The following is a 22801-nucleotide window of genomic DNA, read 5'->3' as shown; positions in this document are numbered from 1 at the left end:
CTAATATGTATTATAAATAATTGTTCAGGTTAATTTTTTCGAGTGCCAAACTTAATTCAACATTCGCCTGACACAAGTATCAATTCTCTACTATATATACATTACTAATATAAAAATTTGTTGAATGGGTAGAGTTAACGTGACCAGATCGGCTCACGCGAATTCTGCCCATTTATGCTATCGATTTTTATCAGTTTATTGTTACACGCTATGGTTATGTAGAACTTGATTTTCCAAGTTTCAGTTAAGGGTATTTAGTATGTTTTCAAATTCATCGAATGAGCTAATAACAGATGATGGGTTTAATTTTCATAGCGGCATAGTCTTTATGCTATTGCTGTTTTTATTATCGTGGACACACTTTGTTCGCGCTGAAGCGAAGGTTGATATTTCTGAAAATGCGTCGTTTACTCGTCAGACGGTTGTTGATACCGCTCGTCGCCTTTCTCAGCATCCTTTTGTTGAACCTCAACGTGCCCCAGATGCGTTGAATCAGTTAGATTACTCGAGTTACCGCCAAATAAATTATCAACAGCATGCTGCGATTTGGGGAAAAGCATCAACGCCTTTTTCGGTTCAATTGTTCGCTCCTGGATATATCTATCGAGAGTTAGTTGATATTGACGTAGTAGAAAACAGTCAATCTATCCCCCTAGAAATCACTGAATCGTCATTTCAAGTCCCAGATGAGTCGATCGGAGAGTTGTTAGAGCAGGTAGGTAAATATGCTGGTTTTCGCTTGCATTATCCGATAAATACGAGTGATTACAAGGACGAATTTCTTGTATTTCAAGGAGCAAGCTACTTCCGAGGTATCTCGAAAGGGCAAGCTTATGGTGTTTCAACTCGTGGACTGGCGATTGATGTCGCCGGAGAGAAAGGAGAGGAATACCCGCTATTTAAGAAGTTTTGGATCGAACGTCCTTCTAGCCGCCATCAAGCCATTGTGGTCCATGCTTTATTAGATAGTAAAAGTGTCACTGGCGCTTACCGTTTTGCGATTTATCCCGGCGCTCCTACACGTATGAAGGTGAAAGCAGAGCTCTTCCCTCGAGTCGATATTCAAAATGTCGGATTAGGTACGCTAACGTCTATGTTTATGCATGGCGGAATCGATCGTTCTGATGTTGCAGATTATCGCCCGGCCGTACATGACTCAGAAGGCCTATTCATGGTGAGAGGCAATGATGAGAAGCTATGGCGACCATTAAGCAATCCACGTCGTTTACAAGTAAGTACATTTATGGATAAAAATCCGAAGGGGTTTGGGTTAATTCAGCCTCACCGTGATTTTGAATATTATCAAGATCTTGAAGCGAAATATCATTTGCGACCATCAATCTGGGTTAAGCCTTTAGGTGACTGGGGAGAAGGCAGCGTAGAGTTGATTGAGATCCCTTCGGACTTTGAGGCAAACGATAATATCGTTGCGTATTGGAAGCCTAAAAATGGCTTGAAGAAAGACCAGGTTTATACCTTTGCTTATGAGCTCACATGGCTGGATAGCTTTCCAAAGTCTAAGGATAATGTAACCATCGCTCGTACTTCTGGCGGGAAAAAATTATCCGAAGAGAAAAACGAAATTGTGATTGATTATAGTCACCTAAATTTTGATGATTTCAAGAATATTAAAATATCTGCTAGTGCAAGCAATAACGTGATTCTAGAGTCTCGAATCGAGCCTAATCCAGGTGTCGAAGGTGCACGTGTTTTTATCACGTTTTCGCCTGAAGACACGGAAGTATCAGAGTTTCGCGTGCAGCTTTTTGAGGACAATGTGCCAATAGGGGTTACTTGGCTCTATCGTTATGTAGCTGAGGATTGGGCACAATGAAACCAATAAACAACAATACGTTTAATGAAGTCGCGTTACCGAAAGAATCGCGCCTTCAGATGAATCGTCATCAAGTATCAGAAGCCGGCACCAAACTTAAGCGTTATAAGCAAACTTTACTCTACAGCCTATGGACATTGCTATCGCGATTGATCGTACTAGGAGTAACGGTGGGGTTATCTGCATATGGTATTACGGAAATGCACGGGGTGCTTAATACCAATAAGATCACCAATTTGCAGTTGCTTTTTTTAGTACTGTTCAGTGTGAATTTTATTTGGGTATCGTTCGCTTTTGCGCAAGCATTGCTCGGTTTTGTAATACATCTTAAACCTCGAATTATAAAGCATCAGGAGGTTGAGCCAGAATTTAAGACTGCAATTCTATTGCCTATCTATAATGAAAACCCTATCCGTATTAAGTCGACGATTGAAGCGATGAAAGCGGACTTAGTCGAGAAATCGCCAGGTAAGTATGCTTTTTTCATTCTTAGTGATACCAATCGGTCGGATGCTTGGATAGCTGAAGAAGAAGCTTTTTTAGATCTCATGGCTGATAGGACAGAAGATTGCCCGGTTTATTATCGTCGCCGACATAAGAATGTTGAACGCAAGGCTGGAAACATTGGTGATTGGGTTCAGCGCTGGGGCGGTGAATATGAAGCGATGATTGTGCTCGATGCCGATAGCATAATGAGCGCTGAGTCGATGATTACTTTGTCACGTCGTTTAGCCGCAGCTCCAAATGTTGGGTTGATCCAAACTCTGCCAAAACTGGTGTTTGCGAATACCTTATATAGCCGTTTGCAGCAGTTTGCCAATCAGTGTTTTGGGCCTATTTATGCAGAAGGTTTATCGGCATGGCATGGGTTATCCTCAAACTTTTGGGGACATAATGCGATTATTCGATCTCGCGCGTTTGCCGAAGCGGCTCATCTTCCTATTTTATCGGGTAAAGCTCCATTTGGTGGTCACGTACTCAGTCATGATTTTATAGAAGCCGCTTTAATGCGACGTGCTGGATGGGGCGTTCGCTTTGATACCGATATTGAATGTTCGTTTGAGGAAGCGCCACCTTCATTAAGTGACGTCATGGTGCGTGATAGACGCTGGTGCCAAGGTAATTTACAACACAAAGCGTTTATCTTCGCAAAAGGATTCTGTATGCCGACTAGGCTGCATATTTTTGCTGGAATTATGTCGTATTTGAGCGCAATTTTTTGGTTGGCATTGATCATTGTCGGGCTAGCCATTGCGATTCAGGCTAAGTTTATTCGTCCAGAATATTTCTCTAATCCATCATTATTTCCGACTTGGCCAATATTTGATTCAGAGCGTGCATTAAGTTTATTTGCCATTTCAATGTTGATTGTTCTTGCTCCAAAGATATTTGGTTGGTTTGCTGCAATGGTGAATGTCCGTCGCTGTATGCAATTCGGTGGCCCGATTTTATTGACTCTGAGTACACTATTTGAAGTGGTGATGTCTGCCTTGTATGCCCCGATACTTATGGTCTCACAACTTGGCGTGGTCATTGGAATATTTCGAGGGAAAGACAGTGGTTGGAAGCCTCAGTCTAGAGATGATGGTGCGATAAGTTGGGCATCTGCGAGACGTGGCCACACTTTACACACTCTGTTTGGGTTAGCGCTATCAGCTATTGCCTTTACTGTCAGTAATGCACTTGTATTTTGGATTTTGCCGATCACGATAGGGCTCGTATTATCGATACCGCTTTCTTGGATTAGTGGCGGAGAAAAACGCACTAAATATTTGAAAGTGTTAGGGCTACTTCGAGCTCCAGATGAAAAGCGGCCAGCTAAAATATTGGTTGAACTTGAAAAAGCAATGGCTAAAAATCCGCCGTTAAAAGAGGTTCACGCATTAAATCGTTTGGTTAAAAATGAATCACTATATAAGTGGCACAAAGCACAGTTACCTGTATTAAGTGATCAACCACCGGAATTTGATGCGGCTAGAGTTTTGGCTGAGTGGAAACTGCGTCATGCGTCCGATTTAGATCAATTGGATGAATGGTTGGAGTCTGACGAAGCATTGGCGCTGCTTAATGATAGAGCTTCTATCGAACAATTAGATGCTGTAACACGTTAACTTTGGTTGTTAACACTGAAATCACGACTACACTAATATTATAGTTACTTGTAAATACAGTGGTTATGAAATTTATAAATGTAGTTGTAATTTTAATAACTTAGCGAGACTTATGAGTTGTTGTTACAAGGTTAAGTTCGTGTTACGTTGAATCTGATTAAAGCAAGAATGACTAAATTCATAAAGCCCGAATTGAGTAATTAGTTAGGCCACTCTGACAGTTTATTGGCGCCAACTGATTGTATAGATCTTTTGAAGAAAATAGGTTCTTGGTGTATTTCTAGATGAGAGTTAATTTTAAAACGTTAGATTATAGGTTAGACGTCATTAAATCTTGTGTTCTGTTTGTCTTGATGATCTTTCTGACAGCATGTGTTTCCAAGCCCCGTCAGGTTGTGGCTGAGACTCAGTTGGTGGTAGGAGAAAATAGATATCAATCTATGGATGAAGTCCCTTCCGATTATTGGGAAGCTTTAAACCTTACGTCTAGCGAATCTCTTGATCATGTTAACTATCACATTAAGCTTGGTCCCATTTATACTTCTGCGCTTGGCTCTGAGTGTCGCGTAGCCGTCATATCCCGTAAACAAACGTTCATTTTCGGAGATTATCGTAGTCAGACTCGAGTGTTTTGTTCGACACTTAGAGTTGATGATGATGAAACGATTAAGACATGGTATTTAGTGAAGAGCCTCCGAGATACAGCACCGGATATCGAGTTGTGATCATGAAAAAGATAAGTACATTTTTAAGCTGCATATTTACCCTCATGACAATTGCTGCATCACCCAGTTATGCAGCTGATTTTGTTGACGATCAAAAGAGCCCAGCTACCACACATTCACTTAATATTTCGCCGAATCAATCACTTGAGTCGGGTGATTATACTTCAGAAAATAAGAGCAATTTACTGTTACCGGCTGAAGTGGATATGCGTGAATTACTGCCTTCATCCGGTGAGCAATTCCCACCTCCTTATGGGGCAAATCTATTCGCAGGCGGTGTTGAAGCCGAACGCGTAGATGGGTTAAATGATAATTATCTAATTGCTTCAGGCGACAAAATTAATATTTGGCTTTGGGGGGCGGTTAATTTCTCTGAAGTACTTACCGTCGATACTCAAGGTAATATCTTTATTCCTAATATCGGGCCGGTATATGTCGCAGACATTCGGGCAAACGAAGTCAACGCATTAGTGACGTCCAAAATTAAAGAGATTTACACGAATGTTAGTGTCTACGTTAACTTACTCACCGCAACCGCTGTGAATGTTTATATTTCAGGACCCGTGATTCGACCGGGTCAATACGCCGGGATGGCATCTTCAAGTGTTCTTTATTTTCTCAAAAGAGCAGGGGGTATTGACTCTGAGCGAGGCAGTTATCGCGAGATTGAAGTAAAGCGCCGTGGCCGAGTGATAGCAACTGTTGATCTTTATGAGTTTATTCGACTTGGCGTTATGCCTGTTATTAACTTTAAAGATGGCGATGTTATTTTAGTCAAACCACAGAAAGCCGCGATAACCGTTGCTGGTGGAGTGCGCAATCCATTTCGTTTCGAATTTAAAGACACCGAAGCAAAAGGGCAACAGTTGATCGATTATGCCCGCCCACTAGCAAAGGTAAGTCATGTGGGAATAGTGGGTGACCGAGCTTCCGGCCCATTTTCTGAATATATTCAATACTCTACCTTTAAAGACTTTATCCTTCAGGATGGTGACAAAGTCGTTTTTAATGATGATCAACGTGTTCAGGTCGTCGATGTTCAGATTTCTGGGAGTTATCAGGGCCCTTCTTTCTTCTCGGTTAAAAATACCACCCGTTTGTTTGATGTGCTTAGTTACGTACCCATCGATAGAGATTTGGCTGACATTAATGCCATCTATATATTAAGAAAGAGTGTCGCAGAACGACAAAAGGAAATGATCGAGGAGACGCTTGAACGCTTAGAGAGAAGTGTTCTCACCACGTCAGTTGCTTCCGGTGATGAGGCAGAAATTCGTGTTAAAGAAGCGCAATTGATTATGCAGTTTACTGATCGAGCAAGGTCTATTGAACCTTTAGGAAAAGTTATTGTTTCTGAAGATGGAAATTTAGCCAATATCATGCTTGAACAGGGGGATCAGATTGTTATCCCACCGAAGTCAGACCTAGTACAAATATCCGGTGAAGTACTCATGCCTCAAGCTGTCGTTTTTAACCCTGAAGCTAAGATAGACGATTATGTTGCTTGGGCCGGAGGCTTTACTGAGAGAGCAGAAGATAGCCGAATTGCTGTTATTCGAAGCAATGGTATGGTGGTTATCGACAAGCAAGTAAACATTCGTAAAGGTGACGAAATTTTAGTATTGCCAAAAACAGATACAAAAATACTGCAGGCTGTTAAAGATATCACTCAGGTTATTTATCAAATTGCTATTGCCGCAAATGTTGTTTTGTTGGATTAACCACAGCGCAAAGTATCAGGTTTCCTTTTCTATAATTTGAGGGCCACAATGAGGCATTACTTATAGTGATGGCTTTATTGTGGCCACTTTCACTGATTTCGTGTAGATACAGCTTTTCGGTCTTTTCTTAATATTCACGAACTCTCTCAATAAACATTTCTCTGTTAATTCATTCTTTCTATGACGGTTATCTCAATTTAAGTAGGTTAGGGTTTGTATCGCACAATGTTGCGGTTAATTTGTTACCAGTAACATTGACTGAGCATCGCGAAATCCACGCAAGCCAAACACCAGTAATAGGAGATAAAAAAAATGGGGTCACTAGTTGGAAAAAAGGCATTTGTTACAGGTGCCGAGCAAGGGATTGGTTTTGCTACAGCTAAAGACTTAATTGAGTCTGGATGTGATATTTATGTCCACTATTTTATGGGTGACGAAGGCCCCAAAGAGTTGGTGAAAATAGCGGAATCAAAAGGTCAAAAAGCGATGATTGGCTACGCCGATTTAACCGATGCTGAAGAAACCAAGAAGTGTATTGCAGAAGCCGCTGAGTTTTTAGGTGGAATCGATATTTTGGTTAACAATGTTGGTGGGATTATCGCTAGAAAGTGGTTGGCTGAGATTGATCAGAAGTTCTGGAATACAGTAATTGATGTCAATATGACCACTATGCTTAATGTCACCCAAGCGGCACTACCGTATTTAAAACAGGCAAGTGATGGTGCCAGTATTGTTAATCTAGCCTCTCTTGCAGGGCGTTGTGGCGGACATTCTGGTTCTTTGGTGTATTCGATGACTAAAGGAGCGGTATTGACTTGGACACGTTCTTTAGCTGCGGAGCTTGGTGAGCACGGAATTAGGGTTAATGCTGTTGCTCCAGGGTTAATTTTAGGAACAAGATTCCATAATACTCACACCACAGAAGAATCTGCGAATGAGACGGTTAAAGGCATTCCTCTTGGCCGAGCAGGTACATCGGAAGATGTTGCGCATGTGATTACGTATTTGGCGAGCGAATATAATGGTTTTGTATCCGGAGCGACGATTGATGTGAATGGTGGAGTTTACCGAATGTAAAAGAAATTAAACTCAATGTCCTCCTTTCAGATACATTGATGCAAATGCCGATAGTACTATGATGACGACTCGATGTTGGTATTGTTTGTAGGTAAGCAACGCCGTTTTGCCAACCTAATATTCACCGTTGGTGTGGTTTGTTAGTTTCGTGGTACAAATATAGCTACGTATAAAATGACCATTTTTATACGTAGCTCACTTTTTTCTTTTCTTTAGATTCGGGCTATTATTTTAATTTTTCCTTGCGCAGAAAAAAGCATCTATTTGATGTCAAACTGTTTATTTATAATAACTCCAAAGTTCGACAGGGTGAGTTGGAGAGTGGTGACGTATCATTTATCGATGTATCCCAACACCTAGTTCAATGGTTCAAAGCTGTTGCCTGGAATGCTTAGTCTAGTTTAGAAAAGAAGCGAATCGTATCACTGGAAATAGCTATTTTCTTGTCTTCAGTCATTCTATCGTAGGTACTATACATCATTTTTAAACGATGATTTTGAGCCAGTTTTTCTCGATTTCTCGTGAGGAAATCCCAATATAAGTAGTTAAAGGGGCAAGCGATTTCTCCATTTTTTACCGATACTTTATAACTGCAATTTATACAATAGTTAGACATTTTGTTGATGTATGATCCACCGGAAGCATACGGTTTACTTGCTAGGTAACCACCGTCGGCAAATAAAATCATTCCAGATACATTAGGAAGTTCAACCCACTCGAACGCGTCGGCATAAACGATAAGAAACCATTCATTGACCTGCTTTGGCTCGATACCCGCAATCAAGGCAAAATTACCTAATACCATTAATCGCTGTATATGATGTGCATAAGCATTACGCCGGGTCTCCTCTACACATTGACGTAGACAATTCATCTTCGTATCGGCGGTCCAATAAAAATCAGGTAAATTATTGTTTGCATCGAGATAGTTTTTATTGGCGTAGTCCGGCATCTTTAACCAATAAATGCCTCGAACATATTCACGCCATCCAATGATTTGACGAATAAATCCTTCAGCCGCATTTAAAGGGACGCTGCCATCGATATAGGCTTGTTCTGCAGCCTGCACGCATTCAATTGGAATCAATAAACCAATGTTGAGATAGAAGCTAATGTGCGCGTGAAACATCCATGGTTCACCTTCAATCATTGCATCTTGATAATCACCAAATAAGGGCAACCGTTGTTTGATGAATTGATCCAATACGATTAACGCTTTTTTTCGGGTAACTGCAAATTGAAACGGTTTTAGATCACCGAAATGGTCACCGAAATGTTCAGCCACAAGCCTTAATACGTCAGATGTTATTGCGTCGGGTTTAAAAGTGCTGGTTTGAGGAATGTTAATCTCAACGTTGGGCGGCTTTCGGTTATCGGCATCAAAATTCCATTGCTGACCCACCGGCTTATCATCGTTCATTAGAATATTGTACTTCTTACGCATCATGCGGTAAAAATACTCCATTCTGAGCTGACTTTTGGATTTCGCCCATTCAGAAAACTCCTTAGGCGAACAAAGAAAACGATCATCGGCGCGAACTTCGACCGGAACAAAAAATCTTTTTTCCCACGTTTCTATATCTTTGAGAACGCGATGTTCATTCGGATGGGTAACAATAATCCGCTCAGGTTTACATTCATTGATACAACGCTCTATTTCTTGACAAAAGTTTTGGCTATTAAGAGGATCATCAAGCTTGATATAACGAACCTTGAACCCAGCATTTTTTAGCTCTTGAGCAAAGTGGCGCATAGCCGAAAAAATAAACGCGATCTTTTTCTTGTGATGTTTTACATATTGGGTTTCTTCTCTTACCTCACACAGAAATATCGTATCATTTTTAACGTCGATTCCTTGTAAGCTACTTATCGAGGTCGATAATTGGTCTCCTAAGACCATTCTTACTGCTGTCATGGCTGAATCTCCTTTCCGTCCCAAGCAAAACAACCACCACTATGCTCGTGAGATAGATTGTTTAAGACATCTAATAGGTGCTCGGCTGAATACGCTGGAGAAAATAGCTTACCTTGCTGAACATTTTTCTGAAATGGTTTTGATAATGAACTATCGACAGTGCCCGGATGAACGCCCACTATTATTGCGTTCTTATTTGATCGGCCCACTTCGATTGATGCCGACTTTATGATCATATTAAGCGCCGACTTAGACGCTCGATAAGAGTACCAACCACCCAGCTGATTATCGGAAATGCTGCCAACTCTAGCTGATATAGCGGCGAATACAGAGCGATTAGATTTGTTCAATATGGGTAAAAAGTGCTTGGCAATTAATGCAGGTGTTACGGTATTAGCGAGAAATATTTTAGTGAGGTTCCCACTAGTAATATCTTTAAGCGCTTTTTCAGGAGCTAAGGTATCGTCGTGTAATAGACCAGTTGCAACGAAAACAAGATCGAGCTTCCCATTTTTACTGGCGATTTCCGCTGCCGTTGCAATACTTTCTTCACTCGAATAATCGATCTGATGGGCGAGCACACGCTGATGTGTGCTCGCTGAAGGATACCGAGAAAAAGTATGTATAACGGCCATCGGATAGTTCTCAATAACTAACTGTGTAAAGGCTTTGCCGATGGCTCCCGAGCTTCCGATTATAGCGATAGTGTTGTACATGTTTTCTTTACCCTATGACTAGACGGATCATAAATCCTACTATTGTAAGTGCTGCAACGCTCGCAAGCCAAATCCCCATAAGCCAGCACAATTGTTTCGTTTTTTTATACATTAGTGATACCCCTCATCTGGGTTGATCCTTCCACGAAAGACCCAATAAGCGTAGGCGCTATAACCGATAATGGTCGGTAACAGTACCACCGTCCCGACGAGTAAAAACGTCAGGCTTGTGTCTGGTGCCGCAGCATCTGTGTAGGTGACCGAAAAGGGAATGATGTAGGGAAACGTACTTAACGCAAATCCTAGTGCAGAAACCAAAAACAAACCCACACCGTATAAATAGGCCCGCAGTGCTTTATGTTCTAGTAATGATTTAAAGAGTTTCCATATAAAAATCCCAGCTAAAATAGGGACCGAAAGGTAAAGTAATGAGTTTGGTAAACTAAACCAACGTTCGAAAATAATCTCGTTAGTCAGAGGTAACCAGATACTTACCACGATGATACATGCAACCATTCCCAACCCCCACCGACGTGTTAAACCATAGTAGCGAGAAGCCAATTCCGTAGGAAGCTTCATAATCAGCCAACATCCACCCAATAGTGTGTAAGCACACATCGTTGCTAAACCACAAAACAAGGTGAAAGGTGTCAACCAATCAAACCATCCGCCAGAATAAGCGCGGCCTTCTACCTCAATACCTTGGAGTAGTGTACCTAACATTATCCCTTGCATAACGGTGGCGCATAAGGATCCTAGAAAAAAGGCGGAATCCCAAATAAATTTGCCTCTTTTGGTTTTGAAACGATATTCAAAGGAAACGCCTCGAAGTACTAACCCAAGTAACATGATAATAAGCGGAGCATAAAACGCGGGCATGACCACTGAATAGGCGAGTGGGAAAACGGCAAACAAGCCGCCACCTCCTAATACTAACCATGTTTCGTTGCCATCCCAAACAGGAGCGATACTGTTCATCATCATGTCACGTTCTGATTCGCTCGAGGCAAAGGGAAACAAAATCCCGATACCTAAATCGAAACCATCTAATATGACATAAATGAGAACGGCTAACCCGATAATGCCATACCATACTAGTGCAATATCCATGTCTTTACTCCATTAATTGAGACGGTTAGGGTGAGTTGCAGGTGGAATTTTGGTTCCATCTGGCAATTTTGGATCTGGTGCTTCTTCGTATTTCGACGGTGATTTGCGCATTAGCCGCAAAAGATAGAAAAAACCGGCGCCGAAGACGAGTAAATAGACGACAACGAACGCGGTTAGTGAGGCACTAACGGCAGAGGCGTCTATGGGTGAAGCCGAATCGACGGTTCTTAGCAACCCATACACCGTATAGGGTTGTCTACCAACTTCAGTGGTTATCCATCCAGCGAGTACCGCAATAAAACCAGCAGGACCGAATGCAACGCAGATACGATGAAATAATGGTTTCTCGTATAATTGACCTTTTCTTCGTAACCATAAGCTGGTTAAACCAAGAGCAAGCATACCGAAGCCGATTCCTACCATGATCCTAAAACTCCAGAACACGATAGTGACAGGCGGGTGATCTTCTTTCGGAAAGGCGTCTAAACCTAGCACTGTTCCATCTAAGCTATGTGTGAGGATTAAACTTCCGAGTTTAGGGATGGCGATTTGATATTTCGTTTCCTGAGCTTCTTCATCAGGAATGCCGAAAAGGATTAACGGAGCTCCATCGTGAGTTTCAAAATGACCTTCCATTGCGGCCACTTTGGCTGGTTGATGTTCGAGAGTGTTTAAACCGTGGAAATCCCCCGCGACTATCTGGATTGGCGTTACGATAGCTGCCATCCACATCGCCATTGAAAACATCGTTTTTGCTAGAGGGTTGTTTGGTGCTTTGAGTAAGTGATAAGCACCCACAGCAGCGACAACGAACGCCGTTGTAAGATAAGCGGCAAGGATCATGTGGACGAGACGATACGGAAAGGAAGGATTGAACACAATTTCCAACCAATCTTCAGGTACAAATTGTCCCACCTCATTTATTGAGTAACCTGCTGGAGTTTGCATCCAACTGTTTACCGCTAGTATCCAAAAGGCTGACAAAAATGTACCGAAAGCGACGACACATGTAGAAGCAAAATGTAACTTTTTACCTACCTTGTTCATCCCGAATAACATGACACCAAGAAATCCAGCTTCCAAAAAGAAAGCAGTAAAGACTTCGTACCCCATAAGTGGCCCCAAAATCGGACCAGTTTTGTCCGAGAATACGCTCCAGTTGGTGCCAAATTGATAACTTAGAACAATACCGCTGACCACACCCATACCAAACGTGATCGCAAAAATTTTGCTCCAGTATTTATAGAGTTGTATATATTTGTCTTGGTTCGTTTTTAACCATAGCCCTTCAAGAACAGCAAGAAAGGAAGCAAGGCCAATCGTAAACGCTGGAAAGATAATATGAAAAGAAATGGTGAAGGCAAATTGAAACCTCGCCAAATCTATCGCTAATGTATCCATTTTCGCTCCTGATTCAAAATAACTAAACATTCTTACGACTTTATTTGAAAGATGGATCACTCACTAAAAGCGAATTTTTTTAAAGTAAAGTGATCCTTAATTTGAAGAGGCTCGTTTGTATTGACGGAATGTTCATTTCTCTGAATTCATAATTTTATGATTTCATCATCGATAAAAGGAACGACAGAATGTTAAAGCAAATACTCACAGTAACCACTATTACGATGGCCTCTCTATCTTTCGCTACCGCGTCTTTTGCTAACCACCATGAAACTCACAAAGATATCGTAGACGTTGCCGTAGAAAATGGCTCTTTTACGACGCTAGTGGCGGCAGTTGAAGCCGCAGGTTTGGTAGATACACTCAAAGGCGATAGTGATTTAACGGTATTTGCACCAACGGACGAAGCTTTCGCTAAGCTTCCTGATGGCACGATAGACGTGCTTCTTAAGCCTGAGAACAAAGATAAGCTAGTGAATATTCTTACTTACCACGTCGTTGCCGGAAAGGTCATGGCGGAAGATGTGGTTGGGATGGATAGTGCTGCGACGGTACAAGGTTCAAATGTCGATATTTCCGTCAAAGGTGACACAGTGATGGTTGACGATGCAAATGTCATCATGACCGATGTGAAGGCGAGCAATGGTGTCATTCATGTTATCGACTCTGTATTAATGCCATAGTATTCGTATACTGAGTGCGGCAAGTCACCGCACTTACATTTTTCTTGAAATATTCCACAAACCAATAAAAATCCTCAGGTCCTAACGTTATGACAACAGCCAAATCAAATCCGCAGCCCAGCGTTCAATTTTCAAACTTGAAAGAACAGTATCCAATATTTCCCCTACCTATCTTCCTATTGTCTGGTGGTGTTCAAAGATTACGTATTTTTGAGCAGAAATATTTGTCAATGGTCTCTAATGCTAACGATACCGATGGTTTTGTTCTTTCTTTATATAAGAAAGAAGAGGATTTTAGTTCTTCGAAATGGGGTGTGCATGTCAACATCATAGATTTCACCCAAGGAGAAGATGGTATTTTGGAGATTGATGTTCAAGCTCAACAATTGGTTTCTCTAGACGGCTTTTTCCGACAAGATAATGGATTGCTCAATGCGAAAACTCAATTATTACCTCATTGGTCCTCGGGCGATGGAGAGCCGAATCTAGATAACACACAGATACAAACCCTGACGCTCTTTCTCGAACAGGTATTCAACGATAATATGGTTCTTAATCAATTGTACAAAATTCAACATTTTAACAATTCAAGTTGGGTGAGCTCTCGCTTATTAGAAGTTATGCCGATTCCTGTAGATGAAAAAGAAAAGTTTGTTCACCATTTGGACCAAAGTCAATTGAACCAAATGCTATGTGATCTATGCGAAAAAAACTCAACGTAATAATGATCGTTCTGGTTGACTACTGCGTTATGGTTTAATAACGACTAATATGAGTGCTCATTTATGGATCAGACTGAGTTAAGAACAGCCACGATGAAAAATAGCCAAACGGGGTCGATCACGAAGACTACCTCACTACACTCAGAGTTGTCTCTTTGGCTCAGGCGTGTTGCAGAAGACCAAGATAAGGTTTCTTTTACGAAGCTATTTAAGTTTTTTGCTCCCAAAATAAAGAACTTTGGTATCAAGCAATTTAACAATGAAGCTCAGGCTAACGATTTAGTACAAGAAACAATGACCAACGTTTGGAAGAAAGCACATCTATACGATGATTCGAAAGGTGCTGCAACGACTTGGATTTATACCGTAATGAGAAATGCATCTTTCGATTACTTGCGAAAGCAGAAAAGTAGAGATGAACAAATGATCGGTGATGATATTTGGCCTATTGAAAATGCGTTAGCGAATGATCTAACCCATCCTAATCACACTGTTTTTCCAGATCATCTACTTTCGAAACAGGTAGAAAAGTTAGTGATAAATTTACCTCAAGATCAACAGGCCGTGCTCCGAGGTGTTTATTTTCAACAGCTCTCGCAAGAGCAGTTATCCAAGCAACTCGGTGTACCTCTTGGCACAGTAAAGTCACGTTTGAGGTTAGCTTTAGAGAAGATACGTTCTCAGATGGGAGAAGATATAAATGATTAACTACCACCCAAGTACGGAAGTTATAAAACAATTTGTTGAAGGAAAAACTTCTGTTTCTGTATCTGTCGTTGTTTCAGCACACGTAGAGATGTGCCCAGAATGCCAGAAACTGGTTGAAGAGCACACGCTTTATTTGGCGTCCATAGCGTTCGAGTCGGATGGCGACATGGCCGATGTTGGTTATGATACTTTTAAGTTTGGTGACTCCTCGGATGATGACTCATTATTAGAAGAGTATGCGATCGACATGATTGATGAGATTACGTCTGATCAGCCCGAGAAATTGAGCCCATGTTTGTCTACTGTTACCGAAATAGATGTTGCTGGCAAACGAATTTCATTACCACGTTCAATGCGATCGGTTTTGGTCAAAGATTGGAAAGGGTTTGGTAAGATATCCCGAGCGCGTCTACAACTAGATGATGGCGCTAGGCGTGCGAGCCTATTGCATATTAGTGAAGGTGGACTTATACCAGCTCACACTCATCGCGGATTTGAAATTACTTTGATATTACAAGGTAGTTTCGAAGATGAGCTAGGTCGATATTCTGTAGGAGACTATATTGAACTAAACACAGCTCATACCCACACCCCTATCACACATGAGGGATGTGTCTGTTTGACGGTTTCAGATGATGCTTTACAGTTTAAGCAGGGAATGAGTCAGGTTATTAACCCGGTAGGGAAGCTAATTTATTAGGGAATAACTAGCTTTTTGATTCAGTAGTGAGAAATCAATGAAACTGATATTGTTTACAGTTGCGTTTTAATCGCTGGTTGGCCCGTGAGAGCCCGTTCGGCTGAAGTAAAAAACGAATTTGTCGGGGAGCTCAAGTACGGCTAACCAAGAATATTTTTAGTATCAGTGTATGGTGGCAGTGAGAGAGTTCTTAGAGACATTCAAATAGATAATCCCAACAACCAACCCCCATAATGTTGCACTCACACCGAAGGCGTTTACTCCAGATAGGGTAATTAAAAAGGTAAGTAGCGCAGACTCTCTCACTAACTCGTCCTTAAATGCAGATTGCAAACACATCAGTAATGTCCCCAGGAGTGCGAATCCAGCCAGTATTGCGGTGACTTCTTTAGGAAGGGCGAGAAATACTGTGACGACCGTGGTCGCAAACACACCTGCACTGACATAAAAAATGCCAGCCCAAATAACAGCACGATATCGTTGGGTTTTATCGGAATCGACCGACGGTGTCATGCAGATAGCCGCAGAAATGGCGGCTAGATTGACACTGAATCCACCGAAAGGCGCAGAGATGATATTGGTTATCCCAGTACCGATCAGAATTGGTTTTACCGGTGTATCATAATCGTAGGTCTTCATCATCGCGATGCCAGGGAGATTCTGAGAAAGCATGGTCACGAGATAAAGTGGGATTGAGAGATTAACAATAGCTGGAAACTCAAAGTGCGGCATGATCCAAGTAGGCATTGCTATCGACAAGTTAGTGACCATCAATGGTGTATTGTTAAATATGGATGCGCAACCAAAGCCAACGATTAACAACACTAGCATTGTATATTTGGGAGAGAGGTGTTTTGCTAGCAAATAGGCGGTAAACATAACGAGAAAAATAGATGGGCTCGTTTCAATGGTTTCGAACCCTTTTATACAAAAAGGCAGTAATATCGCAGCCAACATTGCAGTGCCTAGTTGCGAGGGGATTCGCGCTAGCATCTTGCTCAATGGTGTGATCAAACCGGTTAAAAAAATAAGAAATCCTGATACAACAAAAGCCCCAACTATGTCAGCCATCTCATAGATCGCTTTATTTCCATTTCAAGCTGATTCAGGTATGGAAATGTTTGAGATTCCATTGAGCGACTATCATCAACAACTATCGACCCCACACGGCGCTGGTGTGATTGAACATATAGTGGTATTAGCTGGAACACTGAATGTCTTATTTAATGATGTCTGGCATCCGCTTAACCCCGGAGAAAGTATTCGCTTTTTTAGTGACCAACCCCACGGCTATGAAGCGATAACCGAGTCGGTCACTTTTCAAAATATCAATTGTTACCCAAGGTAATGTATTTTGACGAACCACTTATCATCAAAGTGGCTCGGGAAGTTTAATTTACTTAAAGCGCTGAAGCTTTGTTCAGGCGCTTATACTCAAACCCAAACGCAGAGACGAAAATCAATATTGCGAACGCCATATTCTGGCCAATGAATAAGACCGTAACTAGGCAGCTGACAAGTGCAATGATGGCGATGACTTTGGACGTTTGGCTAACCAGTTTGACTGCCGCTAAGCATGTCAGAGTATAAATGGTAAGGAAACTGCCGTTGGTCATTTCAATAAACCACTCCATTTTCCAGCCTGAAAACTGAGCAAACAGTAGTGAAAATAATGTAATCAATCCAACTAAGAACACCGCTTTCACTGGTACACCGTTGTGGCTGAGCTGAGAGAACGATGGCGATAGCGTGTGTTGCTCTGCCATCGATTGAACCATACGAGAGAATCCTAATATATAGATCGCGACGTTAGCAAAAGCGACCACATAAGCTCCGATGGCAAATACACGGCTGTAAGTGCTATTGGTGAGTTTTTCTACGAGCAATGCGAGAGACTGACTATTTGTAAACTCATCGCCATAGGTATGATGCCAAGCGATCAATAACACTAAGCTGAGATAGGCGAGAATCACCAAGGTTATGCCCCCGAGTAACGCGATAGGAAAGTCTCTACTTGGATTTTTAAATTCAGCTCCCATGTGTGCCATCACTTCAATGCCGAGAAAACACCAGAAAATAACCCCTGTCGCGTAAAGCGTTTGCTGCCATTCACTCTGGTTGACTGGAGTGTCGATAACACTAAAGCTAGCGTTGATATCACCGGCAATACAAAGCCAAGCAATCACTGCAATCATCGCAATGACGATACCAGTCTGAAAACGAGCGGAGGTTTTCATCCCCATAATTGAAAAAACCAAAATTCCCAACAAGGTTAAAATACCAAAGGCAGGTATCCATTGTGATGAGGTATCGAAGATAATCGCAAGATATGCAGCAGCCACTTTAATGGCGACGGCAGGGCCAACCAATAGAATACTGAGAAACAGCCACCCAACTGCTTTTTCGAAAAGTGGGCCGAACGCTTTACCGATATAGTGAGAAGCACCTCCTGCAGACGGGTACTTTGAGCCGAGTAGAGCGAACACATAAGCAACAGGAATAATCATGATTGCCGTAATTAACCAGGCATAGAAGGCGAATGATCCAGCTTCGGCTACAGACATTGCGGGTAAAATCATCAGCCCTGTGCCGATAAAGGTGGTGACCGTCATTGCGATCCCCTGAATTGGGCCAAGCGTTTTTTGGTATTGAGACATAATTTGCCCTTTAATAAGAGTTGTTATCTTGCTGATTTTTCTTAATGATAAGGATAAAATAATCACCCTAGAAAAGCGCTAAGCATATTGACTGTATTAAGGCGCAGTTTAACGGAAATAACGTCAAAGTGACGTGTGAATGGAGAATCAATGTGTCCGATCAGTATGATCAAAAGATATTAGGATTACTTGTGAAAGATGCGCGTTTGTCGGTGTCTGATATTAGTCGGCAAGTGAATCTTTCTCGGTCGGCTGTGGCTGATCGGATAAAACGCATGGAAGAGAATGGCACGATTACGGGGTATCACGCCCATGTATCCAAGCTACAAACAGATGGGGTCGATGCGTATATTGCGTTGACATTTCGGCCACTATCGTGTGATCAAGTTGTGCCGTTAATTGAAACCATACCCGAGGTCACTCTTGCACATTCGATTAGTGGCGATCTTGACCTTTTATTGTTAGTGCAAGCCCCTTCTATGCAACGCTTAAATGATATTAGACAAGCGATTGAGTCTTGGCCAAACCTCGATAAAGTCGTTACACATATGTGTTTAACTAAGCGAGTGGATAGATTGTAGTTCTTCATGTGACGCGGTCACGTTAAGTGTGAGTCGCGTCTATGTGATGCTTACATATCATGCATAAACTTCTCACTGTTAAACACTGCGATAACGTCTTTCTGGACGACCGACTGTACCATAAGACACTTCCGCAATGACTTCATCAGTGCTCACCAAGTATTCTAGATAGCGCCTTGCTGTCGTTCGGCTTGCGCCAATAATCTCTCCGACCTCTTCGGCACTTAGCGGTGACGGTGATGGCTCGAAGACCAATTTTACTTTTTCTAGTGTTAACCCATCCACACCTTTTGGTAGGCGAGCATCAGTCGAAACTTGCGCAGTCATGGTTCCTTGATTGCGAGGTAATACGATATCAACATCAGTTTGAGCCAGCTCCTGCATGGCTTGAAATTTGCTGATGTGCTGCTGGTAGTTGTGGAGCGCTTCTTGTAAGCGTTCAAATACTAAGGGTTTTAAAATATAGTCAAACACGCCGCCATGCAGAGCTTCACGCAGCGTATCCACTTCTTTTGCCGCTGTGATGAGGATGACATCAACGGCGCTATTGGTGGCACGGAGCTTTCGTAATAAATCTAACCCAGTGCCCGTAGGAAATTGGACATCGAGCAGGACTAACTCAGGTTGCATTACTTCAACTAAGTCTTCCGCTTCTTGTAGGCCATGAGCGATGCCAACTAACTCGAAACCATCAATACGCTCTAGAAAGCGCTTTTGTATTTCAGCAATTTGTTGGTCATCTTCTGCAATTACGACTTTTATCATCGGTCTAATCCTATTGAACACAGTTATCGCTTTGGAATATAAACAATAAAGCGGCTACCAAGGTCGCCAGCAGGCTCGATTGTGACGGTTCCACCAAGCTTGTTCAATAAGCTTTTCACTAAATGGAGACCGTAGCCATGGCCTTCAGCCTCCTTACTCGAGTAGCCTTTTTCGAATATCTGTGCTTGTTGTGCGGGTGAAATACCCGGTCCTTGGTCTTCAATTTCAAAAATCAAATCATTACCTAAGTCAGTCATCGAAAGACTGACTTGACCACCATGTCCTTTATGCATCCTTGTCGCCTCAAGCGCATTATCAATCAGGTTGCCAATGATACTGACAAGATTTTCCCGCGGCAGTAGGTCCGGGATTTCAGTCATATGGCTGTCTTGATCTATGACGAGCTTTAAGCCCATTTCACGAGCTCGATTATATTTACCCAGTAAACAGCCAGCAAGTATTGGGTCGGGTACAGCCGCTAAAAGGAGTTTGATTAGCTCTTGATGACTTTGGGTTTCTTGTCCGATCAAGGCTAAGGCTTCGTCAGTTGCGCCAATTTGAATTAATCCTGCGATGGTATGAAGTTTGTTGGAATATTCATGAGCCTGGCTTCGTAAACTGTCGGCATATTGTTGAATCCGTGTGAGCTTTATACTCACCATGGCGACTTCATCTTTACGTCGAAAACTTGAGACTACGCCAGTGATTTTGTCACCTTGAATCAAAGGTAGGCGGTTAGCAATAATACTGTGGCCATCGCGCCAGACTTCCTCGTCAAATTGGGGGATGCCGGTTCGCAGCACTTCCATAATGGCACTGTCTGGTAGTACTTCTGAAATGTGTAATCCAGTTAGCTCTCGATCTTTTGGTAGACCCAAAGTCTCTATGGCCGTTCGATTTAGAGTGGTGACACGACCCTCGTTGTTAACGGCAATTATGCCTTCACGAACCGATTCTAGTGTCGCTTTTTGTTCTTCAAATAGATGTCCGATCTGTTCCGGCTCAAGGCCAAAAATGGCGCGTTTAAAGTGATTGGCAAACCATACGGCGGTAAACACACTCAATAAAAATGTGATCATAATTACGGCAATGAGTACGATCTTATAGTGGAAGGTCACTTTGGCGACTTGCTCTAAGTGGTAGCCAACAGAGACAAGGCCAACAATGCGTTGACCATCCAATGAAAAAACGGGTGCTTTGCCTCGAATCGACCAACCTAAACTACCGAGTGCTTTGGATAAGTAGGCTTGTCCATCGACAAGAACTTGCGCATTATCATCGCCTTCGTCATCGGACATGGAGTGGCCAATTTTTTTGGCATTTGGGTGTGCTAGGCGTATACCATCGCCATCGCCAATTACGACAAAACGTGCTTGTGTTTCGTGGGCCAAGTTTAGGCTAATTGGTTGAAGATATTCACTGTCTCTACGTTCTATCGCACCAACAATTTGAGGCATAGCCGCAATGGTTTTTGCGACATCTAGTGCTTTTTGGCCAATCTGCTCATCCAACGATTTATGCAAATAGTTTATCGCAAAGGCGCCAATTACCACGGTCTGAATTAACGCCATCAACCCTAAGATTAGGATCATGCGACCTTTGAGTTTTAATCGTCGGAATTGCTTCATCTTATGTCCTTATTCATTTCATCCTTGATGCTATTCAATAACGTGGCTAAAGACCCGTAAACAATATGAACAAAATCGCCTTAATAATTTAAACGCCCTTTAAATGCACAAGCTTCTACCTCCGTATTATTGAACTATATTGGGCTCTCCATAAAAATAAAGACGAGGTAATTGTGATGCTCCGCAAACTAAAAACGAGAAAAAGTGTATTGGTATCTGTGTTAGCGACCTGTTTAGCTGCTGGTACGACGTTTAACGTCCAAGCATTAGATAGTGTTCACTTCTTGATTCCCGGCGGCGCTGGTGGTGGATGGGATGGCACAGCACGCGGTACCGGGGAGGCTCTGTCGAAAGCTGGCCTCGTTGACTCAATTTCCTACGAAAATATGTCTGGCGGTGGCGGTGGTAAAGCGATAGCGCATCTGATTGAAACCGCCCAGCAAAAGCAAGATACCTTGATGGTGAATTCGACACCGATCGTCATTCGTTCACTTTCAAAAGTGTTCCCTCAATCATTTAGAGACTTAACGCCTGTTGCCGCGACAATCGGTGATTTTGGCGCGTTTGTAGTACGTAAAGACTCTCCTTATACCAGTTTTAGTGAAGTGGTCGCAGACTTCAATGAAGATGCTCGCTCGGTCAAAATAGCCGGTGGCTCAGCTCGAGGCAGTATGGACCATTTGGTTGCCGCGATGGCGTTTAAGTCTGCCGGTGGTGATGCTCGTAAGGTACGCTACGTGGCCTACGATGCAGGTGGAAAAGCGATGGCTGGATTGTTATCCGGCGAAACGCAATTGCTATCAACGGGTTTTTCGGAAGCATTAGCATTAGCTGAAGCCGGAGAAGTGCGAATTCTTGTGATGACGGGCAGTGAACGAAATGAAGCGGCGCCTGATGTTCCGACGTTAAAAGAGCTTGGTTACGATGCTGAGTTTGTAAACTGGCGTGGATTCTTTGCGGCACCGGGCATTTCTAGTGAACAAAAAGCAGAATTTATCGATGCGTTAGAGAAAATGTACGAAACCGAAGAATGGGAAACCGTTCGTGCTCGTAATGGTTGGACAGAGATATTTAAGCCAGACGATCAGTTTATCGCTTTCCTAGAAGAGCAAGAAAAAGAAGTAGGGGATTTGATGCGTGAACTGGGTTTTCTTAAGTAACTCATTAGCCAAAAAATCATAAATTCGGCCATTCGGTACGCAGGTTTAACGCGACTGAATGGCGCTTTTTATAGAACAAGCATTAGGTTGATACCGCATCAGGAGGATTCGATGACACTTAGTAAAGATCATATTGGAGGCTTAGTGTTTCTTGGGCTATCCGCTGCCTACGGATATTACGCGGGCGATATTCATCTTCTTCCCGGCGATGAATTTGAACCTTTTCATGCTCAGACGGTTCCCAAGTTTTTAGCCATGATGGGCGGGTTTCTGTCGCTTGTGCTGCTGATTACAGCAAAGCGCGATGGAAGTAACTCGCTCTCTCTAAAAGGTTATGACTTTGCTTTAGTCGGCAAATTACTCGTGCTGGTGGTGCTTTTTGCCTTAGCGCTAGAGTGGGTCGGTTTTCTTATTGCTACCGTAATCTTTTTAGTCGGTGGCTATTGGATACTCGGTGTACGAAGCGTCAAGCTACTCTTTGTATCCTCAGTGCCGTTCGCGGTCGCGATATGGTTTGCACTAACGCAGCTGCTCGATATCTATTTGGCACCGGGTAAGCTCATCACCCAAGTATTCGGAGGATAATC

20 protein-coding genes and 2 pseudogenes are annotated in these 22801 nt (G+C 42.5%); 13 read left to right on the top strand and 9 right to left on the bottom strand.

The genetic code is table 11. The features are described 5' to 3' along the window. Nucleotides 1-259: 259 nt before the first annotated feature. The 5 genes from ACWU4D_RS17385 (at nucleotide 260) to ACWU4D_RS17365 (ending at nucleotide 7468) form a co-directional block, all read left to right on the top strand. Nucleotides 260-1834, top strand: coding sequence for a glucan biosynthesis protein G (locus tag ACWU4D_RS17385; RefSeq protein ID WP_456052717.1), 1575 nt, complete (start codon nucleotides 260-262; stop codon nucleotides 1832-1834). Further along, complete coding sequence (mdoH, locus tag ACWU4D_RS17380; RefSeq protein ID WP_456052716.1) at nucleotides 1831-3945, top strand: glucans biosynthesis glucosyltransferase MdoH; 2115 nt, start codon at nucleotides 1831-1833, stop codon at nucleotides 3943-3945. The genes ACWU4D_RS17385 and mdoH overlap by 4 nt, the downstream gene beginning before the upstream one ends. A gap of 284 nt (nucleotides 3946-4229) precedes the next feature. Further along, on the top strand, nucleotides 4230-4670 hold the full coding sequence (locus tag ACWU4D_RS17375) for a hypothetical protein (RefSeq protein WP_456052715.1): 441 nt from the start codon (nucleotides 4230-4232) through the stop codon (nucleotides 4668-4670). 2 nt (nucleotides 4671-4672) lie between these two features. Next, entirely contained in the window at nucleotides 4673-6391 is a 1719-nt protein-coding gene (locus ACWU4D_RS17370; RefSeq protein ID WP_456052714.1) for a polysaccharide biosynthesis/export family protein, read from the top strand. 312 nt (nucleotides 6392-6703) lie between these two features. Further along, the gene (locus ACWU4D_RS17365; protein WP_456052713.1) at nucleotides 6704-7468 is read left to right on the top strand and encodes an SDR family NAD(P)-dependent oxidoreductase; all 765 of its coding nucleotides are present in this window, start codon (nucleotides 6704-6706) and stop codon (nucleotides 7466-7468) included. 391 nt (nucleotides 7469-7859) lie between these two features. On the opposite strand, the gene ACWU4D_RS17360 is transcribed toward ACWU4D_RS17365, so the two are convergent. Genes ACWU4D_RS17360 through ACWU4D_RS17340 form a run of 5 tightly spaced genes read right to left on the bottom strand, consistent with a single transcriptional unit; the run spans nucleotide 7860 to nucleotide 12610 of the window. Then, nucleotides 7860-9383 (bottom strand): cryptochrome/photolyase family protein, encoded by a 1524-nt coding sequence (locus ACWU4D_RS17360; protein ID WP_456052712.1) that lies wholly within the window; start codon nucleotides 9381-9383, stop codon nucleotides 7860-7862. Beyond that, a complete protein-coding gene (locus ACWU4D_RS17355) occupies nucleotides 9380-10099 on the bottom strand; it encodes an SDR family NAD(P)-dependent oxidoreductase (protein WP_456052711.1) in 720 nt (239 codons plus the stop codon). Before ACWU4D_RS17355 ends, ACWU4D_RS17360 begins: the two co-directional genes overlap by 4 nt. Before the next feature lie 7 nt (nucleotides 10100-10106). Further along, nucleotides 10107-10211, bottom strand: coding sequence for a DUF2474 family protein (locus ACWU4D_RS17350; RefSeq protein ID WP_456052710.1), 105 nt, complete (start codon nucleotides 10209-10211; stop codon nucleotides 10107-10109). Further along, nucleotides 10211-11209 (bottom strand): cytochrome d ubiquinol oxidase subunit II, encoded by a 999-nt coding sequence (gene cydB / locus ACWU4D_RS17345; protein WP_456052709.1) that lies wholly within the window; start codon nucleotides 11207-11209, stop codon nucleotides 10211-10213. Before cydB ends, ACWU4D_RS17350 begins: the two co-directional genes overlap by 1 nt. A 12-nt stretch (nucleotides 11210-11221) precedes the next feature. Continuing rightward, nucleotides 11222-12610, bottom strand: coding sequence for a cytochrome ubiquinol oxidase subunit I (locus ACWU4D_RS17340; protein ID WP_456052708.1), 1389 nt, complete (start codon nucleotides 12608-12610; stop codon nucleotides 11222-11224). 188 nt (nucleotides 12611-12798) lie between these two features. On the opposite strand from ACWU4D_RS17340, the gene ACWU4D_RS17335 reads away from it, so the two are divergent. From ACWU4D_RS17335 to ACWU4D_RS17320, 4 genes are all read left to right on the top strand, one after another. Beyond that, a complete protein-coding gene (locus ACWU4D_RS17335; RefSeq protein ID WP_456052707.1) occupies nucleotides 12799-13293 on the top strand; it encodes a fasciclin domain-containing protein in 495 nt (164 codons plus the stop codon). Between the two features lie 89 nt (nucleotides 13294-13382). Then, nucleotides 13383-14015 (top strand): LON peptidase substrate-binding domain-containing protein, encoded by a 633-nt coding sequence (locus tag ACWU4D_RS17330; protein WP_456052706.1) that lies wholly within the window; start codon nucleotides 13383-13385, stop codon nucleotides 14013-14015. Between the two features lie 63 nt (nucleotides 14016-14078). Continuing rightward, on the top strand, nucleotides 14079-14723 hold the full coding sequence (locus ACWU4D_RS17325) for a sigma-70 family RNA polymerase sigma factor (RefSeq protein WP_456052705.1): 645 nt from the start codon (nucleotides 14079-14081) through the stop codon (nucleotides 14721-14723). Continuing rightward, complete coding sequence (locus ACWU4D_RS17320) at nucleotides 14716-15423, top strand: ChrR family anti-sigma-E factor (protein ID WP_456052704.1); 708 nt, start codon at nucleotides 14716-14718, stop codon at nucleotides 15421-15423. Before ACWU4D_RS17325 ends, ACWU4D_RS17320 begins: the two co-directional genes overlap by 8 nt. Before the next feature lie 162 nt (nucleotides 15424-15585). Here ACWU4D_RS17320 and ACWU4D_RS17315 read toward each other — a convergent pair. Then, nucleotides 15586-16500 (bottom strand): annotated as a pseudogene (locus ACWU4D_RS17315) (benzoate/H(+) symporter BenE family transporter); the annotation flags it as partial. Nucleotides 16501-16507: 7 nt separating this feature from the next. Between ACWU4D_RS17315 and ACWU4D_RS17310 the strand changes: the two are divergent. Continuing rightward, nucleotides 16508-16771: pseudogene (locus tag ACWU4D_RS17310) on the top strand (cupin domain-containing protein); the annotation flags it as partial. Between the two features lie 52 nt (nucleotides 16772-16823). Here ACWU4D_RS17310 and yjeH read toward each other — a convergent pair. After that, the gene (gene yjeH, locus ACWU4D_RS17305; protein ID WP_456052703.1) at nucleotides 16824-18080 is read right to left on the bottom strand and encodes an L-methionine/branched-chain amino acid transporter; all 1257 of its coding nucleotides are present in this window, start codon (nucleotides 18078-18080) and stop codon (nucleotides 16824-16826) included. Nucleotides 18081-18232: 152 nt separating this feature from the next. On the opposite strand from yjeH, the gene ACWU4D_RS17300 reads away from it, so the two are divergent. Further along, nucleotides 18233-18661: an Lrp/AsnC family transcriptional regulator gene (locus ACWU4D_RS17300; RefSeq protein ID WP_456052702.1), complete on the top strand. Its 429-nt coding sequence runs from the start codon at nucleotides 18233-18235 to the stop codon at nucleotides 18659-18661. A 78-nt stretch (nucleotides 18662-18739) separates the two neighbouring features. Here ACWU4D_RS17300 and ACWU4D_RS17295 read toward each other — a convergent pair whose 3' ends face one another. Together ACWU4D_RS17295 and ACWU4D_RS17290 are read right to left on the bottom strand one after the other, a co-directional pair. Next, nucleotides 18740-19426 carry a response regulator gene (locus ACWU4D_RS17295; RefSeq protein WP_456052701.1) on the bottom strand — a complete coding sequence of 229 codons (687 nt, stop codon included), beginning with the start codon at nucleotides 19424-19426 and terminating at the stop codon, nucleotides 18740-18742. A gap of 23 nt (nucleotides 19427-19449) precedes the next feature. Then, nucleotides 19450-21054 carry an ATP-binding protein gene (locus ACWU4D_RS17290; protein WP_456052700.1) on the bottom strand — a complete coding sequence of 535 codons (1605 nt, stop codon included), beginning with the start codon at nucleotides 21052-21054 and terminating at the stop codon, nucleotides 19450-19452. A gap of 176 nt (nucleotides 21055-21230) precedes the next feature. On the opposite strand from ACWU4D_RS17290, the gene ACWU4D_RS17285 reads away from it, so the two are divergent. Both ACWU4D_RS17285 and ACWU4D_RS17280 read left to right on the top strand, forming a co-directional pair. After that, nucleotides 21231-22214: a tripartite tricarboxylate transporter substrate binding protein gene (locus ACWU4D_RS17285; protein ID WP_456052699.1), complete on the top strand. Its 984-nt coding sequence runs from the start codon at nucleotides 21231-21233 to the stop codon at nucleotides 22212-22214. A gap of 111 nt (nucleotides 22215-22325) precedes the next feature. Continuing rightward, complete coding sequence (locus ACWU4D_RS17280) at nucleotides 22326-22799, top strand: tripartite tricarboxylate transporter TctB family protein (protein ID WP_456052698.1); 474 nt, start codon at nucleotides 22326-22328, stop codon at nucleotides 22797-22799. The last annotated feature ends 2 nt before the right edge of the window (nucleotides 22800-22801 follow it).

Source organism: Vibrio phycocola (genome assembly GCF_053850235.1).
The sequence above is the reverse complement of the archived record's forward strand: the minus strand, read 5'-3'. Positions and strand labels throughout refer to the sequence as shown.